Raw genomic sequence first — 18,555 nt, 5'->3', positions numbered from 1 at the left:
GCGTTGCCGGGTGGTGGGGCGATGGTGGCGTTGGAGGCGTCGGAGGAGGAGGTGCGGGCTGTTCTGGTCGCGGGTGTGGATGTTGCGGCGGTGAATGGTCCGTTGTCGGTGGTGGTGTCGGGTGACGAGGTGGGGGTGGAGGAGGTTCGGGGTCGTTTCGTGGGTCGTCGGTCGCGGCGGTTGCGGGTGAGTCATGCGTTTCATTCGGGGCATCTGGACGGGATGTTGGAGGAGTTCCGGGTGGTGGCGGAGGGGTTGGAGTTCCGTGCGCCGTTGATTCCGGTGGTGTCGAATGTGACGGGGCGGGTTGCTTCGGGTGGGGAGTTGGCGGATCCGGGGTATTGGGTGCGTCAGGTTCGTGAGGCGGTGCGTTTCGCGGATGTGGTGGGGTCGTTGTCGGCGGAGGGTGTGTCGACGTTCGTGGAGTTGGGTCCGGACGGGACTCTTGCGTCGTTGGTGGAGGGGGTTCTTGAGGGGCCGGTGACGGCTGCGGTGTTGCGGCGGGATCGTGGGGAGTCGCGGACGGCGGTGGCGGCGTTGGCGCGGATTCATGTGCAGGGTCATCGGGTGGATTGGGCGGCGTTGTTCGGTGGTGGGCGGCGTCCGCGGGTGGATCTGCCGACGTATCCGTTCCAGCGGCGTCGTTACTGGTTGGAGCCCGCGACCCGTACCGGTGACGCCGGCGGCCTCGGCCTGGCCCCGATAGGCCACCCGCTGCTCCGGGCGGCCGTCGGCCTGCCGGACGGCGAGGGCGCCGTGCTGACCGGCAGCCTGTCTCTGGCCACCCACCCGTGGCTCGCCGACCACGCGGTGCAGGGCACGGTGATCCTTCCCGGCACCGCACTGCTGGAGCTGGCGATCCGCGCGGGCGACGAGGTGGGGGCGAGTGCGCTCGACGAACTGGTCGTCGAGGCCCCGCTCCTCGTCCCGGACCGCGGCGCCGTCCACGTCCGGGTGAGCGTCGGTGACCCGGACGAGGCGGGCCTGCGGTCCGTCACCGTCCACTCGCGCCCCGCCCCGCCGGCCGGACCGGGCGACCCGGTGGAGCGGTTGACGGATTCGGCCGAGTGGACCCGGCACGCCGCCGGCACCCTGCTGAGCGGCCCGGCCGCGCCGGCCGAGGGTCTGCACGCCTGGCCGCCGCCGGGTGCGACGGCGCTGGACACCGAGGGGATCTACCAGGACCTGGCCGCCGCCGGGCTGGACTACGGGCCCGGGTTCCAGGGCCTGCGCGCCGCCTGGCGGGACGGCGACACCTTCTACGCCGAGGTCGCGCTGCCCGACGCGCTCGCCGGTGAGGCCGAACGGTACGGCCTCCACCCCGCCCTGCTGGACGCCGCCGTCCACATCACCGTCCACCACCGGCTGGTCGACAGCCCGCCCGGAGTGAGCCGGCTGCCGTTCGCCTACACCGGTGTCCGGCTGCACGCGACGGGGGCGAGCGCCCTGCGCGTCCGGCTCCGCTACACCGAGCCGGAGGTGCTCGCGATCGAGCTCGCGGACGGGACCGGCGCGCCGGTGGCCTCGGTGGAGGCACTCCGGGCCCGCCTGGTCTCCGCCGAGCAGCTCGCCCCGACGGGCGGCGCCGACCGCGACGCGCTGTTCCGGCTGGACTGGCCGGAGGTGACGGCGGGTGCCTCCGACGAGTCCGCTTGGGAGGTGCTGCGGGCGGAGGGGGACCTGGCCGTGACGCTGGCGGCCGTTCAGGGGTGGTTCGCGGACGAGTCCCGTGAGGGTGTCCGTCTGGTGGTCCTGACGCGTCAGGCGGTGGCCGTGGACGAGGGGGAGACGCCCGACCTGGCGACGGCCCCGGTCTGGGGTCTGCTCCGCTCGGCGCAGAACGAGTTTCCGGGCCGGATCGTGCTCGTGGACACCGACGGCGCCGCGGCCTCCGAGGCTGCCCTGGCCGCCGCGGTCGCCACCGGCGAGCCCCAACTCGCCCTGCGGGACGGGCGCCTGCACACGCCGCGGCTGGTGCGGGCGGCCGTTCCCGAGGTCGAGTCGGCCCGCCCGTGGGACGAGGACGGCACGGTTCTGATCACGGGTGGTACGGGGACGCTGGGGGCGATCCTGGCGCGGCACCTGGTGGCCGAGCGGGGGGTGCGGCATCTGGTGCTGCTCTCCCGGCGGGGTGAGCGGGCGCCGGGTGCGGCCGAGTTGCGGGAGGAGCTCGTCGCGGCGGGTGCCTCGGTGACGATCGCCGCCGCCGACGCGGCCGACCGTGAGGCGCTGGCCGCCGCGATCCGGGAGGTTCCGGCGGGGCATCCGCTGACTGCGGTGGTCCACACGGCGGGTGTCGTGGACGACGGGATCCTGACCGCGCTGACGCCCGAGCGGCTGGCCGCGGTGTGGGCGCCGAAGGCGGACGGGGCCCGGCACCTGCACGAGCTGACCCGGGGCCACGACCTGGCCGCGTTCGTCCTGTACTCCTCCGTCGCCGCCGTCCTGGGCGGTCCGGGGCAGAGCAGCTACGCCGCGGCGAACACCTATCTGGACGCGCTCGCCGCCCACCGCCGGTCGATCGGCCTGCCCGCCCAGTCCCTGGCCTGGGGCCAGTGGGAGGAGGCCAGCGGCATCACCGGCCACCTGACCGACGCGGACCTCCGCCGCTCCGCCCGCGCCGGGCTGCGCACGATCTCCGGCGAGCGCGGCGCCCGCCTGTTCGAGGCGGCCGCCCGTGTGGACGCCGGCTACCTGGTGGCCGCACCGCTGGACCTGGCCGCCGTCCGGGCGCAGCAGCCCGTCCCGGCGGTGCTGCGGACCCTCGCTCCGGCGCCGCGCCGGGCCGCCAGGGCGGCGACCGGCGACGGCGGGGCACCGGCGCTGCTGTCCCGGTTGGCGGTGCTGGCCGAGGCCGAGCGGCCGGCCGCCGTGCTGGAGCTGGTCCGCGCCGAGGTGGCGGGCGTGCTCGGGAGCGACCCCGGCGGCGTTCCGGCCGCCCGGCCCTTCAACGAACTGGGTCTGGACTCCCTGAGCGCGGTCGAGTTGCGCAACCGGATCACAGCGGTCACCGGTCTGCGGCTCGCCCCGACCATCACCTTCGACCACCCGGACCCGACGCAACTGGCCGACCACCTGGCCGTGTTGATCACGGAGCTGCTGGCCTCCGGCGGTGCGGCGCCGGCCGGCACCGCCCCGGCAGGGGCGGCGGCCGGAACGGCGGCCGGGAGCGTGGCGGCCGCGCACGGGAGCGGTGGCGGTGCGCCGGTGGACGACCCGCGCCACCCGCTCTCCACGCTCTACCGCCGGCTGGCCGCCCAGGGCAGCTTCCCCGAGGCGTCCGCGCTGATCGGTGTCGCCTCCCACCTGCGGTCCAGGTTCGGCGCCGAGGAGCGCGACCGGCACGTCCTCAAGCCGATCCGGCTGGCCTCCGGCAGCGGCGAACTCGCCGTCGTCGCGTTCCCCGCGCTGAGCGCGATCTCCGGGCCGCACGAGTACGCCCGGCTGGGCCACTCCTTCCAGGGCGAGCGGGACGTCTTCGTCGTGCCGTCCCCGGGCTGGGACCCGTCGGACCTCCTGCCCGACCACCTCGACACCTACCTCGACATGCACACCGAGACCGTGCTCGAACTGCTGGGCGACGAGCGGCCGTTCGTCATCGTCGGGCGCTCGATGGGCGGTTGCGTCGCGCAGGCCGTCGCCGAGCGGCTGGAGGCGCGCGGCCGGGCGGTCGCCGGGCTGGTCCTGGTCGACTCGTACCCGATGGACAGCGCCGCCCGCGAGGGCATGGGCGAGTGGTGGCTGCACGCGATGCTCGGCGGCATGATCGACCGGATCGAGCAGTACGACATGATCTGGAGCGACTCCAGCCTCACCTCGATGGGCGGGTACAACAACGTCTTCGCCGGCTGGGAGCCCAGCCCGGTCGCGGCGCCGATCCTCGCCCTGCGCGCCGACACGCCGCTGCGCGGCATGGTCGTCGACACGGCGGAGCGCGAGGACTGGCGGGCCTACTGGCCGGTGCCGCACGAGGTGCTGGACATCCCCGGCGACCACTTCACCGTGCTGGAGCAGCACACCCCGACCACGGCCGAGGCCGTCCGCGGGTGGATCGACCGCATCGAGCGCACCCGGCAGGGCTGACGACGGGCCTGCCGGCCCCGGGCGGGACCGTACGACCTGGCGGGACCGCCCACGAGGAACACGGCCGACCCCGCCGCCCGTGCCGGGTACGACAACCCGGGCGAGCGGCGCGGCAGCCGCAACGAGAGGAAGGAAACAGGAATGACGGATCCGGTAGTGCTGGTCACCGGAGCGGCGTCGGGCATCGGCGAGGCGACGGTCCGGCTGTTCGCGGAGCGCGGCCACCGCGTGGTCGCCGTGGACGTCGACAAGGCGGGACTGGAGGCGCTGGCCGAGCTGGACGGCGTGGCGACCCTGGTGGGCGACGTGTCGTCCGAGGAGACCAACGTCGCCGCGGTCGCCCTCGCGCAGGAGCGGTGGGGCCGGCTGGACGCCGCGGTGCTCAACGCCGGTACCGGCGGCGGCGGTCCGCTGGAGGCCCCGGGCGCGATCGAGCGGTTCGACCGCCTCTTCGCCGTCAACGTGCGCAGCGTGGTGCTGGGGATCCGGGCCGCGGTGCCGGCGCTCCGCGAGGCCGGGGGAGGGGCGATCGTCGCCACCTCCTCGGTCTCCGGGCTGCGCGGCGACCCGGGCACCTGGGCGTACAACGCGACCAAGGCGGCCGTGATCAACCTGGTCCGGGGCACGGCCATCGACTACGCCGCCGAGGGGATCCGGATCAACGCGATCGCGCCCGGCGGCACCGTCACCGGGCTGACCGCCGGACAGGTCGCCGACCCGGAGTTCTCGGCGTTCATCACCCGCCGGATCCCCGCCCAGCGCTGGGCCGAGGCGCGGGAACAGGCCGAGGTGGTCTGGTTCCTGACCTCCCCGGCGGCCTCCTACGTCACCGGGGTCACCGTCCCCGTCGACGGAGGCCTGAGCGCCAACGGCGGCATCCTGCTGCCGCCGCCGGCCCGGGGCCGCTGACCCCGGTACGGCGGCCCGCCGCCGTACCGCACCGACCGAAGTACCCCCGATTTATCCCAACTGACGAGGAGAGCAACACCGATGAGCATCGAGGCGAACAAGGCCCTGGTCGAGCGGTACTACCACGAGCTGGTCACCGGGCAGCGGGTCGAACTGCTGGAGGAGCTGGTCGCGGAGGACGCCGCCGACGAGACCAGGGTCGGCCCCGGTGGCAGCGGGACCCGGGAGGACTTCCGCGAGCACCTGCGCTGGCTCTGGGAGAACGTCCGCGACGTCAAGGCCACGGTCGAGGACCTGGTGGCCGAGGGCGACCGGGTGATCGCCTTCTGGCGGATCGAGGGCGTGCACGTCGGCCCGGTCTTCGGCGTCCCCGCCACCGGCCGTTCCTTCGTCGGGCACAGCATCAGCTGGCTGACCGTCCGTGACAACAAGGTGGTCCGCTACAACGTGCTGCCCGACCGCCTGGGCATCGTCCAGCAGCTGGCCCCGGCCACCGTCTGACCCTGCGTCACCGGGGCGCACCGCCGCCCCCTCCGGCCCCCGGGGCCCGGCCGGCGCCGCCGTCGGCCGGGCCCCGGGGCGCTCGGCCGAACCCGACCCCGGAACCGATCCGCCAGGAGGAATCCCCATGACCGCCGCCGACCTGAGCCCGGCCGACGCCGAACAGCTGCGCCAGCTGCTCGCCCGCTTCTCCCACGCCTTCGACAACGCGGACGCGGAGGCGCTGGCCGGGGTGTTCGCCGAGGACGGTGTGATCGAACTCGCCCGCACCGGAGCCGTGTTCAGCGGCCTGGAGAAGATCCGGGTGTTCGCCCGTGACCTGGGACAGGACCACCCGGACCACCAGACCCTCGACTCCGTCCTCACCGTGGACGAGGACGGTACCGTCCGGGGCCGCAGCCGCTACCTGGCGATCCTGCCCGACGGCTCGGTCCACAACGGCGACTACTTCGACGTCTACACCCGCACGGCGGACGGCTGGCGGATCGCCCACCGCCGCTCCGTGCCGCGCTACCCGCGCCGCCACCACCACGCCTGACCGGCGGGCCGCCGGGTGCGGCCGAGCGGCCTGTCCGACGGCCCGGGCGTCCTGCGCCCGGGCCGCGTCGTGCCGCGGCCCGTCCGGGGCCCCGGGCACCCCGAGGCCGGCCGCCGAACGGGCCGCCGAGCCGGTCGCGGTGCAGGTCAGGGCAGTGGCCGGGGTGCCGGGACGGGCTTCGGTCCGGGTGTCGCTCAGGGCCCGTCCTAAGGGTGGGTTAGGGGTCCGGTAGGGGTCCGCGGGGGTGCGCCCGCCGATAGCTTCTCGGCATTCCCCAGCTCGTCCCCTCCCACCAAGACGGAGTCATCAGCATGCCCATCACCGGGCCCCGGCCCTTCCCGCTGCTCGCCGCCCTCACCGCAGGGATGCTGCTCCTGGCCGGCTGCAGCTCAGGCTCCGGAGCCGGCTCCGGCGGACCGGGGGCGGCCCAGGACGGTTCGGCCGACAAGCCGGTCCAGGGCGGGGCACTCACCTACGCCACCGACGTCGAGCCGATCTCCTTCGACATCCACGTCAGCCAGCAGGACATCACCGGCGCGATCCAGCGCAACGTCTTCGACTCCCTCGTCCACCAGGACGCGAGCGGCGAGTTCCAGCCCTGGCTGGCGGCCTCGTGGGAGATCACGCCGGACCTCAAGACCTACACCTTCCACCTGCGCGACGGCGTCAAGTTCACCGACGGCACGCCCTTCGACGCGGAGGCGGTCAAGGCCAACTTCGACCGGATCGTGGCCAAGGAGACCAAGTCCCAGTACGCGGCGAGCCTGCTCGGCCCGTACACCGGGACCGAGGTGGTCGACACCCGCACCGTCAAGGTCTCCTTCAGCGAGCCGTTCGCGCCGTTCCTCCAGGCGGCCAGCACCGCCTACCTCGGCTTCTACTCGCCGAAGACGATCAAGGAGAACGGTCCCAAGCTGGGCGCCGGCGGCGCGGCCGACGTCGGCACCGGCCCGTTCGTGTTCAGCAGCTACACCAAGGGCCAGAGCGCCGTCTTCACCCGCAACCCCGACTACAACTGGGCGCCGTCGAGCGCCAACCACCAGGGGCCCGCGTACCTGGAGAAGCTCACCATCCGCTTCCTCACCGAGGACTCGGTCCGGGTCGGCGCGCTGAACAGCGGCCAGGTCCAGGTGGCCGAGCCGATCCCGCCGACCGACGTCAAGACCGTCCAGGGCGACCCGAAGCTGCGCACCGTCACCACCGACGCGCCCGGCGCCAACTACGCGCTCGTCCTCAACACCACCAAGGCCCCGCTGGACGATCCGCAGGTCCGCAAGGCCGTGCAGCGCGGCATCGACCTCGACACCGACATCCAGTCCGTCTACTTCGGCGTCTTCAAGCGCGCCTGGAGCCCGGTCTCGCCCACCACCCCGTACTACAACAAGGCGCTGGAGAAGTCCTGGCCGTACGACCAGGCGGCCTCCAACAAGGCCCTGGACGAGGCCGGCTGGACCGCCCGCGACAGCGAGGGCTACCGCACCAAGGACGGCAAGCGACTCACCCTGTCGTGGCCGCTGCCGCCCGCCGAGTTCGTCCGCGAGCAGCGTGAGACGCTCGGCCAGGCCATCCAGGCCGACCTCAAGAAGATCGGCGTCGAGATCACCCGGCCCCGCCTGGACATCGGCACCTACATCGGGAACGTCTACGGCGGCAAGGAGCACATCGCCGACTACAGCTGGGCCCGGTTCGACCCGGACGTCCTGCGGCTGTACTTCCACAGCGCCAGCAAGCCGTCCACCGGCGGCCAGAACGCGACCTTCTACCAGGACGCCCAGCTCGACGAGTGGACCACGACGGGCAAGGGGACGTTCGACAAGACCGTCCGCCAGGACGTCTACGGCAAGACCCAGCAGCGCGCCGTCGACCTCGGCCTGATCGTCCCGCTGTACGTGCGCACCGCCGTGGTCGGCACCTCGGCCAAGGTGCGCGGCCTCAAGGCCGACCCCAACACCTGGCTCGCCTTCCACGGCGCCTGGCTCGCCCAGTGAGCACCGGCACGGGCCGGTCGGACACCCGAAGCCGAAACCGAAGCCGAAGCCGGGCCCGGAGCCGACACACGGACTCCCGGACCCACCGCCCGAACTCCTGGAACTGAGGGATGACCACCACCCGACCGACGGCCGCCGCCACCCCGGCGGCCGTCCGCCAGCCCGCCGCCGTCCGCGTCCTGCGCGCCGTGCTGCGCCGCCTGCTCGGGGCGTTCGCCGTCCTGCTCGGCGCCGCCACCGTGGCCTTCGCCGCACTCCAGCTGATCCCCGGTGACCCGGTCACCGTCATGCTCGGGCCGGGCACCGCCGCCACCCCCGAGGTCAAGGCCGCGATCCGGGAGCAGTACGGACTCGACCGGTCCGTGCCGGTCCAGTACGTCACCTACCTCGGCCACCTGCTGACCGGCGACCTCGGCGAGTCCTTCCAGCTCCAGCGGCCGGTCGCCGAGCTGATCGGCGATCAGCTCGGTCCGACCGTCCGGCTCGGCCTGGCCGCCCTGGCGCTGGCCGTCCTGCTGGCGGTCGGTGCGGCCGTGGTCACGGCCGGCCGGCGGCCCGCCCTGCGGGCGCTCAGCTCGCTCGCCGAACTGCTCGCCGTCTCCAGCCCGTCCTACTGGATCGGCATCCTGCTGCTCACCGCCTTCTCGTTCCAGCTACGGATCTTCCCGGTCGCCGGCGACGACGGGTTCGCCGCCCTGGTGCTGCCCGCCGTCACGCTCGCGCTGCCGGTGGCCGGGATGCTCGCCCAGGTGCTGCGCGAGGGACTGGAGGCCGCCCTCGGGAGGCCGTTCGCGCTCACCGCCCGCTCACGGGGGCTCGGGTCGGCGGCCGTGGTGCTCCGGCACGCGCTGCGCCACGCCGCCGTCCCGGTGGTCACCCTGACCGGTTGGCTCACCGGGTCGCTGCTGGGCGGCGCGGTGCTCGTCGAGTCGGTCTTCGGGCGGCCGGGGATCGGGGCGCTCACCCTCCAGGCGACCACCAACAAGGACCTGCCACTGGTGATCGGGCTGGTCCTGCTCTCGGCGCTGGTCTTCGTGGTCATCTCGACCCTCGTCGACCTGCTCTACCTCGTCATCGACCCACGGTTGAGGAACGGCTGAACTCCCATGGCCCACAACACCGTTGCCACCGCCGATCCGGCCGAGCAGGGCGACCCGGCCGGACCGGGAGGTCCGGAAGGTCCCGGAGGTCCGGACGGCCGGCCCGGCCCGGGGAAGCCGGGCGGCCGGACCGCCCGCACCTCCCCGTCGGCCGGCTCCGCCGCGTCGCTCGTCCGCCGGACCGGGTTCGCCCTCGCCGTCGCCGTGCTCGCCCTGCTGGTCCTCGCCGCCCTCGCCCCCGGGCTGCTCACCTCCGTCTCGCCGGTGGAGACCCATCCGGTCGAGGCGCTCACCCCTCCGGGCGCCGAGCACTGGTTCGGCACGGACCAGCTCGGCCGCGACCTGTTCGCCCGGGTCCTGCACGGCGCCCGGCCGTCCCTGCTCCTGGGCCTCGGCGCCTCCGTCTTCGCCGTCATCGGGGGCACCGCGCTGGGCCTCGCCGCCGCGCTCGGCGGACGCTGGGCCGACCAGGTGCTGATGCGGCTGGCGGACGTCCTGCTCGCCCTCCCGCCGATCCTGCTCGCGCTGCTGGCCGTCACCGTCCTGGGCACCGGCTCGCTCAACGTGATGCTCGCCATCGCGATCGCCTTCGTCCCCGGGTACGCACGGATCGTCCGGGCCGAGACGCTGGTCGTCCGCCGCTCGGGGTACGTCGAGGCGGCGGTCGGACTCGGCCTGCCGCGCCCGCTGCTGATCGTCCGGCACGTCCTGCCGAACGCCGTCGGGCCGATGCTGGTCCTCGCCACCGTGGGCTTCGGCACGGCGCTCATCGCGGCGTCCGGGCTCAGCTTCCTCGGCCTCGGCCCGCAGCCGCCCAGCCCCGAGTGGGGCGCGATGCTCTCCCAGGGGCGGCGCTTCCTGGCCACCGCCTGGTGGATCGGCGTCTTCCCGGGAGCGGCGATCACCGCGGCCGCCCTCGTCGTCAACGTCCTCGGCCGTCGCGCCCAGGCCCGCTTCACCCGGAGGACCGAGGCATGACGTCCGCGCAGGCCCCGAAGCAGACCGCGGCACCGGCCACCGCACCGGCCACCGCCCCGGCCCCGGCCACCGCGAAGGTCGCCGCACCCACCTCGAAGCAGGCCACCGACCGGGCCCGGACCGACGCGCCGGCCCCGTCGGCCGCCGGGCCGGCGCCCCTGCTGACCGTCGACGGGCTCGACGTGCGGTTCGGCGCGGTGCACGCCGTCCGGGACGTCTCGTTCACCCTCGACCGGGGGGAGTGCCTGGCCGTGGTCGGCGAGTCCGGCTCCGGCAAGAGCGTCACCGCCCGCACCCTGGTCGGCCTCACCGACGCCGCCGCCGGTCCCGGTACCCGTGCGCCCGCCGGCGTCACCGCCCGCCGGCTCGTCTTCGACGACCGCGACCTCACGGCCCTCACCGAGGCCGAGTGGCGCGGCGTGCGCGGACGCCGGATCGGCCTCGTGCTCCAGGACGCCCTGGTCTCGCTCGACCCGCTGCGCACCGTCGGCGCCGAGGTCGCCGAGCCGCTGCGGGTCCACCGCCTGGCCGGCCGCGACGAGATCCCCGACCGGGTCCGCGGGCTCCTCGAACGCGCCGGTGTCCCCGAGCCCGGACGGCGCGCGGCCCAGTACGCCCACCAGCTCTCCGGCGGCCTGCGCCAGCGCGCCCTGATCGCCTCCGCCCTCGCCGCCGAACCCGACCTGCTGATCGCCGACGAACCCACCACCGCCCTCGACGTCACCGTCCAGGCCCAGGTGCTCGACCTGCTCGACGGCCTCCGCCGCCAGGGCACCGCCCTGCTGCTGATCAGCCACGACCTGTCGGTGGTGGCCCGGCTCGCCGACCGGGTCGCCGTCATGTTCGGCGGCCGGATCGTCGAGACCGGCCCCACCGAGCGCCTGCTCCGCGACCCCCGCCACCCCTACACCCGCGCCCTGCTCGACGCCGTCCCCGGCGCCCGCACCCGCGGCACCCGGCTCGCCCCCGAACCCCTCCGGCAGGCCGCCCCCGAACCCGGCGGCTGCCCGTACGCGGCCCGCTGCGCCGCCGCCGACCCGACCTGCCGGAGCACCCTCCCGCCGGTGGACTCGCTCGGCGCGCGCTGCTGGCACCCCGGGACGGCGGCGCTCACCGTCCGCGAACCGGTCCTCCTCGGTCTCACCGCGCGGTCCGCCGGCACGCCGGCCGGTCCCGACGCGTCCGGCCCGGCCACGCCCGGTCCCGCCACGTCCACCTCCGACGCGTCCGCCCTCGCCGAGTCCGCCCCCGCCACCTCGGCGTCCGACGCGTCCGCCTCCGGCGCCCCGCTCCTCGACGTCGACCGGATCACCAAGTCCTTCGCCGGCCGCCAGGTCGTCCGCGAGGTCTCCTTCCGGCTCCACGCCGGAGAGACGCTAGGTCTGGTCGGCGAGTCCGGGTCGGGCAAGACCACCGCGGCCCGGATCGTCCTCGGCCTGGAACGCCCCGACACCGGAACCGTCCACCTCGCCGGCCGCCCGTGGAGCGAGCTGCCCGAACGCCGCCGCCGTGCGGACCGCCTCCGCATCCAGGCCGTCCAGCAGGACCCGCTGGGCTCCTTCGACCCGCGGTTCACCGTGCAACGCCTCGTCGCGGAGGCCGTCGCCCGCACGGGCGTGCCGCGCGGGGCCGAACGACGGCGCCGGGTGACCGAACTGCTCGACCAGGTGGGGCTCTCCGCCACCCTCCTCGACCGCCGCCCGACCGCGCTCTCCGGCGGCCAGCGCCAGCGCGTCGCCATCGCCCGCGCACTGGCCCCGGCCCCGACGCTGCTGGTCTGCGACGAACCGGTCTCCGCCCTCGACCTCTCCGTCCAGGCGCAGATCCTCGACCTGCTCGCCGACCTGCGCCGCGACCTCGGCCTCGCACTGCTCTTCATCTCCCACGACCTCGGCGTCGTCCAGCACCTCGCCGACCGGGTCGCCGTGATGAAGGACGGCCGGCTCGTCGAGACCGCGACCGTCGACCAGCTCTTCGACCGCCCCGCCGACCCCTACACCCGTCAACTCCTGGACGCCACCAACCTCGTGGAGGCACGTCGATGACCGGATCGCTCCTCGCCACCAGCGACCTGCACGTCGGCTACGCCGAGAACCGGGCGGTCGTCGACCGCCTGTACCCCGGCTCCGCCGACGACTGGCTGATCGTCGCGGGCGACATCGCCGAGCGCTTCGAGGACATCGCCCGGGTGCTCCGCCTGCTGAGCGAGCGCTTCGCCAAGGTGGTCTGGGCGCCCGGCAACCACGAGCTCTGGACCCCGACCGACGACCCGGTCCAGCTGCGCGGCGACGCCCGCTACCGCGCCGTCGTCGAACTCTGCCGCAGCCTCGGCGTCTCGACCCCCGAGGACCCGTACCCCGTCTGGACCGGCCCCGGCGGCCCGGTGGCCGTCGCCCCGCTCTTCGTCCTGTACGACTACACGTTCCGCCCGCGCGGCACCACGACCAAGGCCGACGCGCTCGCCGCCGCCTACGCGGCCGGCGTCGTCTGCACCGACGAGTTCCTCCTCCACCCCGACCCGTACCCCGACCGCGACAGCTGGTGCCGCGCCCGCCTCGCCGTCACCGAGGCCCGCCTCACCGCCCTCGACCCCGCCGTGCCCACCGTCCTGGTCAACCACTTCCCGCTCCGGCGGGACCCGACCTACGTGCTCCGCCACCCCGAGTTCGCCCTCTGGTGCGGCACCGAGCACACCGCCGACTGGCACCGCCGCTTCAACGCGGCGGCCGTCGTCTACGGTCACCTCCACATCCCCCGCACCACCCGCACCGACGGCGTGCCGTTCCACGAGGTCTCCCTCGGCTACCCGCGCGAGTGGGCCCCGCGGGGCGCCCCCAGTCCGCTGCGCCGCATCCTCCCCGCCACCCCCGCGCCGCCCGTTGCGGTCCGCCCCGCCCCCCGCTTCGCCGTCCGCCTGTAGGGGCCGGGCGGTGCCGGCGAGGGTTGACTGCGGTTGACGGGGGTTGACGGCCGGGAAGTGTGAGTGGTTGAGTACTCACATGCAGAACGAACGACCCCGCCAGTTGTCCACCGCCGAGGAGCGTCGCGAGACGGTGCTGCGCACCGCCATCGGGGCCTTCGCCGCGCGGGGGTACTTCGGCACCACCACCACGGAGGTGGCGAAGGCCGCGGGCATCTCGCAGGCCTACGTCTACCGGCTCTTCCCGAGCAAGGAAGCCCTGTTCGTGGCGGTGGTGGACCACTGCTTCGTCCGCGTGCGGGGCAGTCTGGAGCGGGGTGCGGCCGAGGCGAAGGGGAGCTCGTCCGACCTGGTGCTCGCCGCCATGGGTGACGCCTACGCCAAGCTGATCAGCGACCACGACCTGATGCTGGTCCAGCTGCACGCCCAGGCGGCGGCGGTCTCCGAGCCCGCCGTCCGGGAGGCGGTCCGGCGCGGGTACGCCCGGCTGGTGGAGTACGTCCGCGGCGCGTCCGGCGGGGACGACCGGCAGGTCCAGGAGTTCTTCGCCACGGGGATGCTCTGCCACCTGCTGGTCTCGCTGGGCGTCGAGGCCGTCGACGCGCCGTGGACGCGGACCCTCGCGGCCGGCATCACCCACTACTGACCCACCGCCCCCGGGGCGACCCGGTGGCCGCTCGATCCCCCTGGTGAGGCACCGGCGGGGCCGGAGGTCCGCGCGCAGCGGCCCGGACGGCACCGCCGTTTCCTCGGCCGCGAATGTGAGTGGTCTATCACTCATAGAATGGAAGGAGGGTGTCATGAGTCCGCAGGGAAGCCGACCCGCTCCGGTCCGCGAGGGCCGCGGCCCGGGCACCGCGCTGGCGGCGCTGGCCGGGGCGCAGTTCGTCGTCATCCTCAGCACCTCGATCGTCAACGTCGCCCTCCCGAGCATCCGGGACGGCATCGGCCTCACCGACGACGGCGCGTCCTGGGTCGTCAACTCCTACGGGCTCGCCTTCGGGGCGCTCCTGCTGGCCGGCGGTCGCCTCGCGGACCTCCTGGGCCGACGGCGCGTCCTGCTCGGGGGACTGGCCCTGTTCGCCGCCTCCTCGGCAGCGGCCGGGCTGGCGCCGAGCGGGGCGGCGCTGATCACGGCCCGGACGGTGCAGGGCCTGGCCGCCGCTGCCGTCGCCCCCGCCGCACTGGCCCTGGTGACGGACGTGTTCCCGCCCGGTCCGGGGCGCGGCCGGGCCTTCGGGGTCTGGGGTGCGGTCTCCGGCGCGGGCGGCGCCGCCGGGGTCCTGCTCGGCGGCGCACTCACCCAGGGGCTCGGCTGGCCGTGGACCTTCCACGCGACGGCGATCGGCGCCGCGCTCGTCCTCGCCGCAACGGTCGCCCTGCTGCCGGCCGTCCCCGCGAAGGCCGTCCCCGCGAAGGCCGTCCCCGCGAAGGCCGTCCCCGCGCCGGGCGCTCCCGCGCCGGGTACGGAGCCGCCGGGGCGGGGGAGGGGCGGGTTCGACGTCCTCGGCGCCGGGACGGCCGCGCTCGGCCTGACCGCCCTGGTCTGGGCGCTGACCGCCGCCCGCCGTGCCGGCTGGACCGACCCCCTGGTGCTCGCCGCCCTCGCCGCGGCCGTCCTCCTGCTCGGGCTCTTCCTCCTGGCCGAGCGCCGCCACCCGAGCCCGCTGCTGCCGCCGCGCCTGTTCCGCACCGGGCAGGTCGCCGCCGCGAACCTGCTGATGGTCCTGCTCGGCTCGGTCTGGATCGCGCTGTTCTACCTCCTGCCGCTGTACCAGCAACAGGTCCTCGGGGACGGTCCGCTGGCCGCCGGGCTCGGCCAGCTCCCGCTCGCCGCCGCCAACATGCTCGGCGCTGCGCTGGTCCCCCGGGCGGCCCGCCGGTTCGGCGCCGCCCCGGTGCTGGCCGCCGCGCTGCTGACCGAGGCGGCCGGACTGCTCTGGCTCTCCCGGATCGACGCCGACGGCGGTTACCTCACGGACGTGTTCGGCCCGAGCATCGCCGTCGGCCTCGGCCTGGGAGCCGCCTTCGCCCAGTTGACCGGCATCGCCGTCGCCGGCGTCCCGCCGACCGACTCCGGGCTCGCCGGCGGCCTGGTGAACACCACCCGGCAGGTCGGCGGCGCGGTCGGCCTGGCCGTCCTCGGCACCCTCGCCGCCGCCGTCACCGCCGGGCAGGAGGGCCGGCTGCCCCGTCCGGAGGCCCTCACCGCCGGCTACCGGGTCGCGTTCCTGGGCGGCGCGCTCGTCCTCGCGGTCGCGGCGGGCCTCGCGCTCGTCCTGCTCCGCCGGCCGGCCCGGACCCCGGCCCCGCCCGCCCCGCCCGCCGCCGCGCCGCTGCCCGACCCCCGCTGACCACCCCGCAGCACGTCCCACCGCGTTCACCGTCGTTTCCACCGCACCGCAGTCCCGCCGAGGAGAGGAACTCCCGTGTCCACGCACACCATCGACACCACCGCCCCCGTCATCGTCCGCCTCGCCGTGACGGTCGACGCCCCGCCGGCCACCGTCTGGGCCGTCCACACCGACATCGACGCCTGGCCGCAGTGGAACCCGGACGTCGAGACGGCCCGGCAGGACGGCCCGCCGGTCGCCCCCGGCACCTCGTTCACGTGGCGGACCCACGGCCTGGAGATCCTCTCCACCGTCCGGGAACTCGTCCCCGGCGCCCGGATCGTCTGGGGCGGCCCGGCCAACGGCATCGAGGGCATCCACGTCTGGACGTTCGAGGAGACCGGGGACGGCCGGGTGACGGTCCGGACCGAGGAGTCCTGGAGCGGCGCGCCCGTCGACGCCATGCCCGAGGCGATGGAGCAGGCGCTGCGGGAGTCCCTGGAGCGCTGGCTCGGTCACCTCAAGGCCGAGGCCGAACGCCGCACCCGCTGAGGCGACCCGCCCCGCAGCCCGCCCGCCCTGCTCCCTCGCCCGCCCCGCACCCCGCCCGACCTGCTCACCCGCTCACCAGCCCGCGAAAGGTTCCTGCCGTGACCGCCACCGCCAAGCCCTACCTGACCGGCCACTACGCCCCCGTCGCCGACGAGATCACCGCGACCGGGCTGACCGTCGAGGGGCACCTGCCGCCCGAGCTGAGCGGCCGGCTGATCCGCAACAGCCACAACCCGAAGCCCGGCGTCACCCCCACCCACTGGTTCAAGGGCAGCGGCATGGTCCACGGCATCCGGCTGCACGAGGGCCGGGCCGAGTGGTACCGCAACCGCTGGGTCCGCACCCCCGCCCTGGACGGCGCGCCCTACCTGACCGAGCACGGGCCCGACCTCACCGTCTCCACCGCCGGCACCCACGTCATCGAGCACGGCGGCCGGCTGCTCGCCCTCTGCGAGTCGGCCCTCCCCTTCGAGCTGACCGCCGATCTGGAGACCGTCGGCGCCTACGACTGGAACGGCCGGCTGACCTCCGCCATGACCGCCCACCCCAGGGAGGATCCGGTCACCGGCGAACTGCACTTCTTCGCCTCCTCCCCGTTCCCGCCGTACCTGATCCACCACGTCTCCTCGCCCGACGGCACCGTGCTGGCCAGCCAGGAGGTGCCGGGCGCGAGCGCCGCCCTGAAGCACGACTTCGTGATCACCGAGCACTACGTGGTCTTCCTGGAGGGCTCGGTCACCTTCGACCCGACCGACCACTCGGGCATCCCGTACGGCTGGGACGACGCCCGGGCGGCGCGGGTCGGGGTCATGCCGCGCGGCGAGGGCCGGGCGTCGGAGATCCGCTGGTTCCCGATCGAGGCCGGCTACGCGATGCACTTCGCCAACGCCTACGAGGACGCCGCCGGGCGCGTCGTGATCGAGGGCCCGGCCGTGGGCCGCGAGGGCTGGCAGCGCTCCTGGAACTGGTGGATCGGTGCACCCGACCGCGGCGCCGAGCCCAACTCCGGCTCCCGCAGCCGCCGCTGGACCGTCGACCTGGCGGCCGGCCGGGTCCGCGAGGAGCAGACCGACGACCTGACCGTCGAGTTCCCGACCATCAACGAGGCGTACCTTGGCCGCGAGCACCGCTACCAGTACGCGCTGTCGTTCCCCGACGACCGCGGCGTCGGCAACCACACCCTGGTCAAGTACGACCGCCGCACCGGAGGGCGGCAGCTCCTGCCGGTCGGCACCGGGCAACTGCCCAGCGAGGCCCTGTTCGTCCCGGCCGCCGGGCGGGCGGACGCGGACGAGGACGCCGGCTACCTGCTCACCGTGGTCAGCGACCTCAACGCCGACGCCTCCCGGCTCCTCGTCCTGGACGCCTCCGACCTCGCGCTCCCGCCGGTCGCCACCGTCCACCTGCCGCGCCGGGTGCCGGCGATGATCCACGGCTCCTGGATCCCGGACGCCGACCTCGGCTGACCACCGGCCCGCCCGGGCCGCCCCGGACAGCGCCCGCCCCGACCGCGACCCCCGTGCGGTCGGGGCGGGCGCGCCCGTTCGTCCGCCGTACCGCCGCTACCGCAGCGCCCAGTCCGGCACCCACGTCCCGCCGCCGTGCTCGCCACCACCGCCCCCGACGCCCTCCGCGACCGCCGTCCCGTCCGCGCCGGTCGCCCCGTCCGCCCCGGTGAGGTGCTCGCGGAGCGCGGCGAGCCCGGGGTGCGGATTGTCCACGTGCCAGAGCAGCGCGTGCGGGTAGACCGGGGTCGGGTCGTGCACGGTGATGCGCCGCAGGTCGTGGCCGGCGGGCCAGAGCAGGTGGGTCTGCGCGCTGACGAAGGTCGCCAGCTCCGGCACCTCGGCGATGGTGTCGAGCAGCGGCTCGACACCGAAGTCCGGCCCGGTCACCTCGACGGTCAGCCCGAAGGCGGCCGCCAGGTCCTCGTAGTAGGCCGCCCACTCGGTGCCCGTGACGATGCCGGGCACCCAGATCCGGTGTCCGGCCAGCGCGGCGAGCGTGACCGAGCGGGCGTCGGCCAGCGCGTGGGACGGCCCGGTCAGGAGCTGGAGGGGCTCGTCCAGCACGGGCACCGCCCCGATGTCCTCGGGCAGGCGGCGGCCCGGCATGGTGACGGCGCGGAACGAGGCGTCGATCGTCCCGGCCCGGAGCTCGGCCACGGCCGCGTCCACGTCGAACCGCGTCACGACGTCGAGCGCGACCTCCGGGTGCGCGCGGTGGAAGCCCCGCAGCAGCGCCGCCGGGGCCAGCCGGCGTCCGATGACGTCCACCCGCAGGGCCCGCCGCCCGGCCTGCACCGAGGCGGTCGCGCGTTCCTCGGCCCGGAGCAGCGCGCGGGCGTGCGGCAGGAACGCCTGCCCGTCGACGGTCAGCCGGGCGCCGCGCGGCGTGCGGGTGAACAGCCGTACCCCGAGATCCCGCTCCAGCGCGGCGACCCGCTTCGACACCGCCTGCTGGCTGACCGAGAGTTCGGCCGCCGCGTGCTGGAAGCGTCCCGCGTCCACGACGGCGACGAAGGTGCGCACGGCATCGAGATCCATGGCCGCCATCCTAGGGATCCGCGGGACACAACCACCGGTTGTGGCGGGCCGGCCCGCGGTTGTTTGATCCCCGGTCCGCCGTCCCGCTTTGATGGCGGCTGTCGACC

General features: G+C 75.0%; 14 protein-coding genes and 1 pseudogene. 14 read left to right on the top strand and 1 reads right to left on the bottom strand.

The features are described from left to right. Positions 1 to 21: 21 nt before the first annotated feature. The 14 genes and pseudogenes from ACFWIC_RS32075 to ACFWIC_RS32010 form a co-directional block, all read left to right on the top strand. Positions 22 to 555: pseudogene (locus ACFWIC_RS32075) on the top strand (acyltransferase domain-containing protein); the annotation flags it as partial. A 54-nt stretch (positions 556 to 609) separates the two neighbouring features. Then, a complete protein-coding gene (locus tag ACFWIC_RS32070; RefSeq protein WP_380520632.1) occupies positions 610 to 4,083 on the top strand; it encodes a type I polyketide synthase in 3,474 nt (1,157 codons plus the stop codon). A gap of 141 nt (positions 4,084 to 4,224) precedes the next feature. Next, positions 4,225 to 4,992 carry an SDR family oxidoreductase gene (locus ACFWIC_RS32065; protein ID WP_329951282.1) on the top strand — a complete coding sequence of 256 codons (768 nt, stop codon included), beginning with the start codon at positions 4,225 to 4,227 and terminating at the stop codon, positions 4,990 to 4,992. 81 nt (positions 4,993 to 5,073) lie between these two features. Beyond that, a complete protein-coding gene (locus ACFWIC_RS32060) occupies positions 5,074 to 5,493 on the top strand; it encodes an ester cyclase (RefSeq protein ID WP_329876870.1) in 420 nt (139 codons plus the stop codon). 127 nt (positions 5,494 to 5,620) lie between these two features. Next, positions 5,621 to 6,031, top strand: a complete 411-nt coding sequence (locus ACFWIC_RS32055; protein ID WP_380362344.1) for a nuclear transport factor 2 family protein — start codon at positions 5,621 to 5,623, stop codon at positions 6,029 to 6,031. A gap of 311 nt (positions 6,032 to 6,342) precedes the next feature. Continuing rightward, positions 6,343 to 8,019, top strand: coding sequence for an ABC transporter substrate-binding protein (locus ACFWIC_RS32050; protein ID WP_329951284.1), 1,677 nt, complete (start codon positions 6,343 to 6,345; stop codon positions 8,017 to 8,019). 110 nt (positions 8,020 to 8,129) lie between these two features. Continuing rightward, positions 8,130 to 9,119 carry an ABC transporter permease gene (locus ACFWIC_RS32045; RefSeq protein WP_329951285.1) on the top strand — a complete coding sequence of 330 codons (990 nt, stop codon included), beginning with the start codon at positions 8,130 to 8,132 and terminating at the stop codon, positions 9,117 to 9,119. 6 nt (positions 9,120 to 9,125) lie between these two features. Further along, a complete protein-coding gene (locus ACFWIC_RS32040; protein ID WP_329951286.1) occupies positions 9,126 to 10,097 on the top strand; it encodes an ABC transporter permease in 972 nt (323 codons plus the stop codon). Continuing rightward, the gene (locus ACFWIC_RS32035) at positions 10,094 to 12,142 is read left to right on the top strand and encodes a dipeptide ABC transporter ATP-binding protein (RefSeq protein WP_380520631.1); all 2,049 of its coding nucleotides are present in this window, start codon (positions 10,094 to 10,096) and stop codon (positions 12,140 to 12,142) included. The genes ACFWIC_RS32040 and ACFWIC_RS32035 overlap by 4 nt, the downstream gene beginning before the upstream one ends. Continuing rightward, the gene (locus ACFWIC_RS32030; protein WP_329951288.1) at positions 12,139 to 13,017 is read left to right on the top strand and encodes a metallophosphoesterase; all 879 of its coding nucleotides are present in this window, start codon (positions 12,139 to 12,141) and stop codon (positions 13,015 to 13,017) included. Before ACFWIC_RS32035 ends, ACFWIC_RS32030 begins: the two co-directional genes overlap by 4 nt. Positions 13,018 to 13,096: 79 nt before the next feature. Continuing rightward, positions 13,097 to 13,663 carry a TetR/AcrR family transcriptional regulator gene (locus ACFWIC_RS32025; protein WP_329876885.1) on the top strand — a complete coding sequence of 189 codons (567 nt, stop codon included), beginning with the start codon at positions 13,097 to 13,099 and terminating at the stop codon, positions 13,661 to 13,663. 154 nt (positions 13,664 to 13,817) lie between these two features. After that, the gene (locus ACFWIC_RS32020) at positions 13,818 to 15,371 is read left to right on the top strand and encodes an MFS transporter (RefSeq protein WP_380520630.1); all 1,554 of its coding nucleotides are present in this window, start codon (positions 13,818 to 13,820) and stop codon (positions 15,369 to 15,371) included. A gap of 75 nt (positions 15,372 to 15,446) precedes the next feature. Then, positions 15,447 to 15,902: an SRPBCC family protein gene (locus tag ACFWIC_RS32015; RefSeq protein WP_329876889.1), complete on the top strand. Its 456-nt coding sequence runs from the start codon at positions 15,447 to 15,449 to the stop codon at positions 15,900 to 15,902. Between the two features lie 98 nt (positions 15,903 to 16,000). Beyond that, positions 16,001 to 17,368: a carotenoid oxygenase family protein gene (locus ACFWIC_RS32010; protein ID WP_380362355.1), complete on the top strand. Its 1,368-nt coding sequence runs from the start codon at positions 16,001 to 16,003 to the stop codon at positions 17,366 to 17,368. Positions 17,369 to 17,464: 96 nt separating this feature from the next. Here the strand turns inward: ACFWIC_RS32010 and ACFWIC_RS32005 are convergent, their stop codons facing one another. Next, positions 17,465 to 18,448, bottom strand: coding sequence for a LysR family transcriptional regulator (locus tag ACFWIC_RS32005; RefSeq protein ID WP_380520629.1), 984 nt, complete (start codon positions 18,446 to 18,448; stop codon positions 17,465 to 17,467). Positions 18,449 to 18,555 lie beyond the last annotated feature (107 nt).

Origin of the sequence: Kitasatospora sp. NPDC127035, assembly GCF_042726075.1 — a bacterium.
Classification (GTDB): domain Bacteria; phylum Actinomycetota; class Actinomycetes; order Streptomycetales; family Streptomycetaceae; genus Kitasatospora.
This window is presented reverse-complemented; position numbering and strand designations above follow the sequence as displayed.

What these genes read in the sequence shown, in the direction of transcription:
- ACFWIC_RS32025 (WP_329876885.1), top strand. Translation starts at nt 13,097, where the DNA reads ATGCAGAACGAACGACCCCGCCAGTTGTCCACCGCCGAGGAGCGTCGC.
- ACFWIC_RS32005 (WP_380520629.1), bottom strand. Translation starts at nt 18,448, where the DNA reads ATGGATCTCGATGCCGTGCGCACCTTCGTCGCCGTCGTGGACGCGGGA.
- ACFWIC_RS32065 (WP_329951282.1), top strand. Translation starts at nt 4,225, where the DNA reads ATGACGGATCCGGTAGTGCTGGTCACCGGAGCGGCGTCGGGCATCGGC.
- ACFWIC_RS32035 (WP_380520631.1), top strand. Translation starts at nt 10,094, where the DNA reads ATGACGTCCGCGCAGGCCCCGAAGCAGACCGCGGCACCGGCCACCGCA.
- ACFWIC_RS32045 (WP_329951285.1), top strand. Translation starts at nt 8,130, where the DNA reads ATGACCACCACCCGACCGACGGCCGCCGCCACCCCGGCGGCCGTCCGC.
- ACFWIC_RS32050 (WP_329951284.1), top strand. Translation starts at nt 6,343, where the DNA reads ATGCCCATCACCGGGCCCCGGCCCTTCCCGCTGCTCGCCGCCCTCACC.
- ACFWIC_RS32040 (WP_329951286.1), top strand. Translation starts at nt 9,126, where the DNA reads ATGGCCCACAACACCGTTGCCACCGCCGATCCGGCCGAGCAGGGCGAC.
- ACFWIC_RS32055 (WP_380362344.1), top strand. Translation starts at nt 5,621, where the DNA reads ATGACCGCCGCCGACCTGAGCCCGGCCGACGCCGAACAGCTGCGCCAG.
- ACFWIC_RS32030 (WP_329951288.1), top strand. Translation starts at nt 12,139, where the DNA reads ATGACCGGATCGCTCCTCGCCACCAGCGACCTGCACGTCGGCTACGCC.
- ACFWIC_RS32020 (WP_380520630.1), top strand. Translation starts at nt 13,818, where the DNA reads ATGAGTCCGCAGGGAAGCCGACCCGCTCCGGTCCGCGAGGGCCGCGGC.
- ACFWIC_RS32060 (WP_329876870.1), top strand. Translation starts at nt 5,074, where the DNA reads ATGAGCATCGAGGCGAACAAGGCCCTGGTCGAGCGGTACTACCACGAG.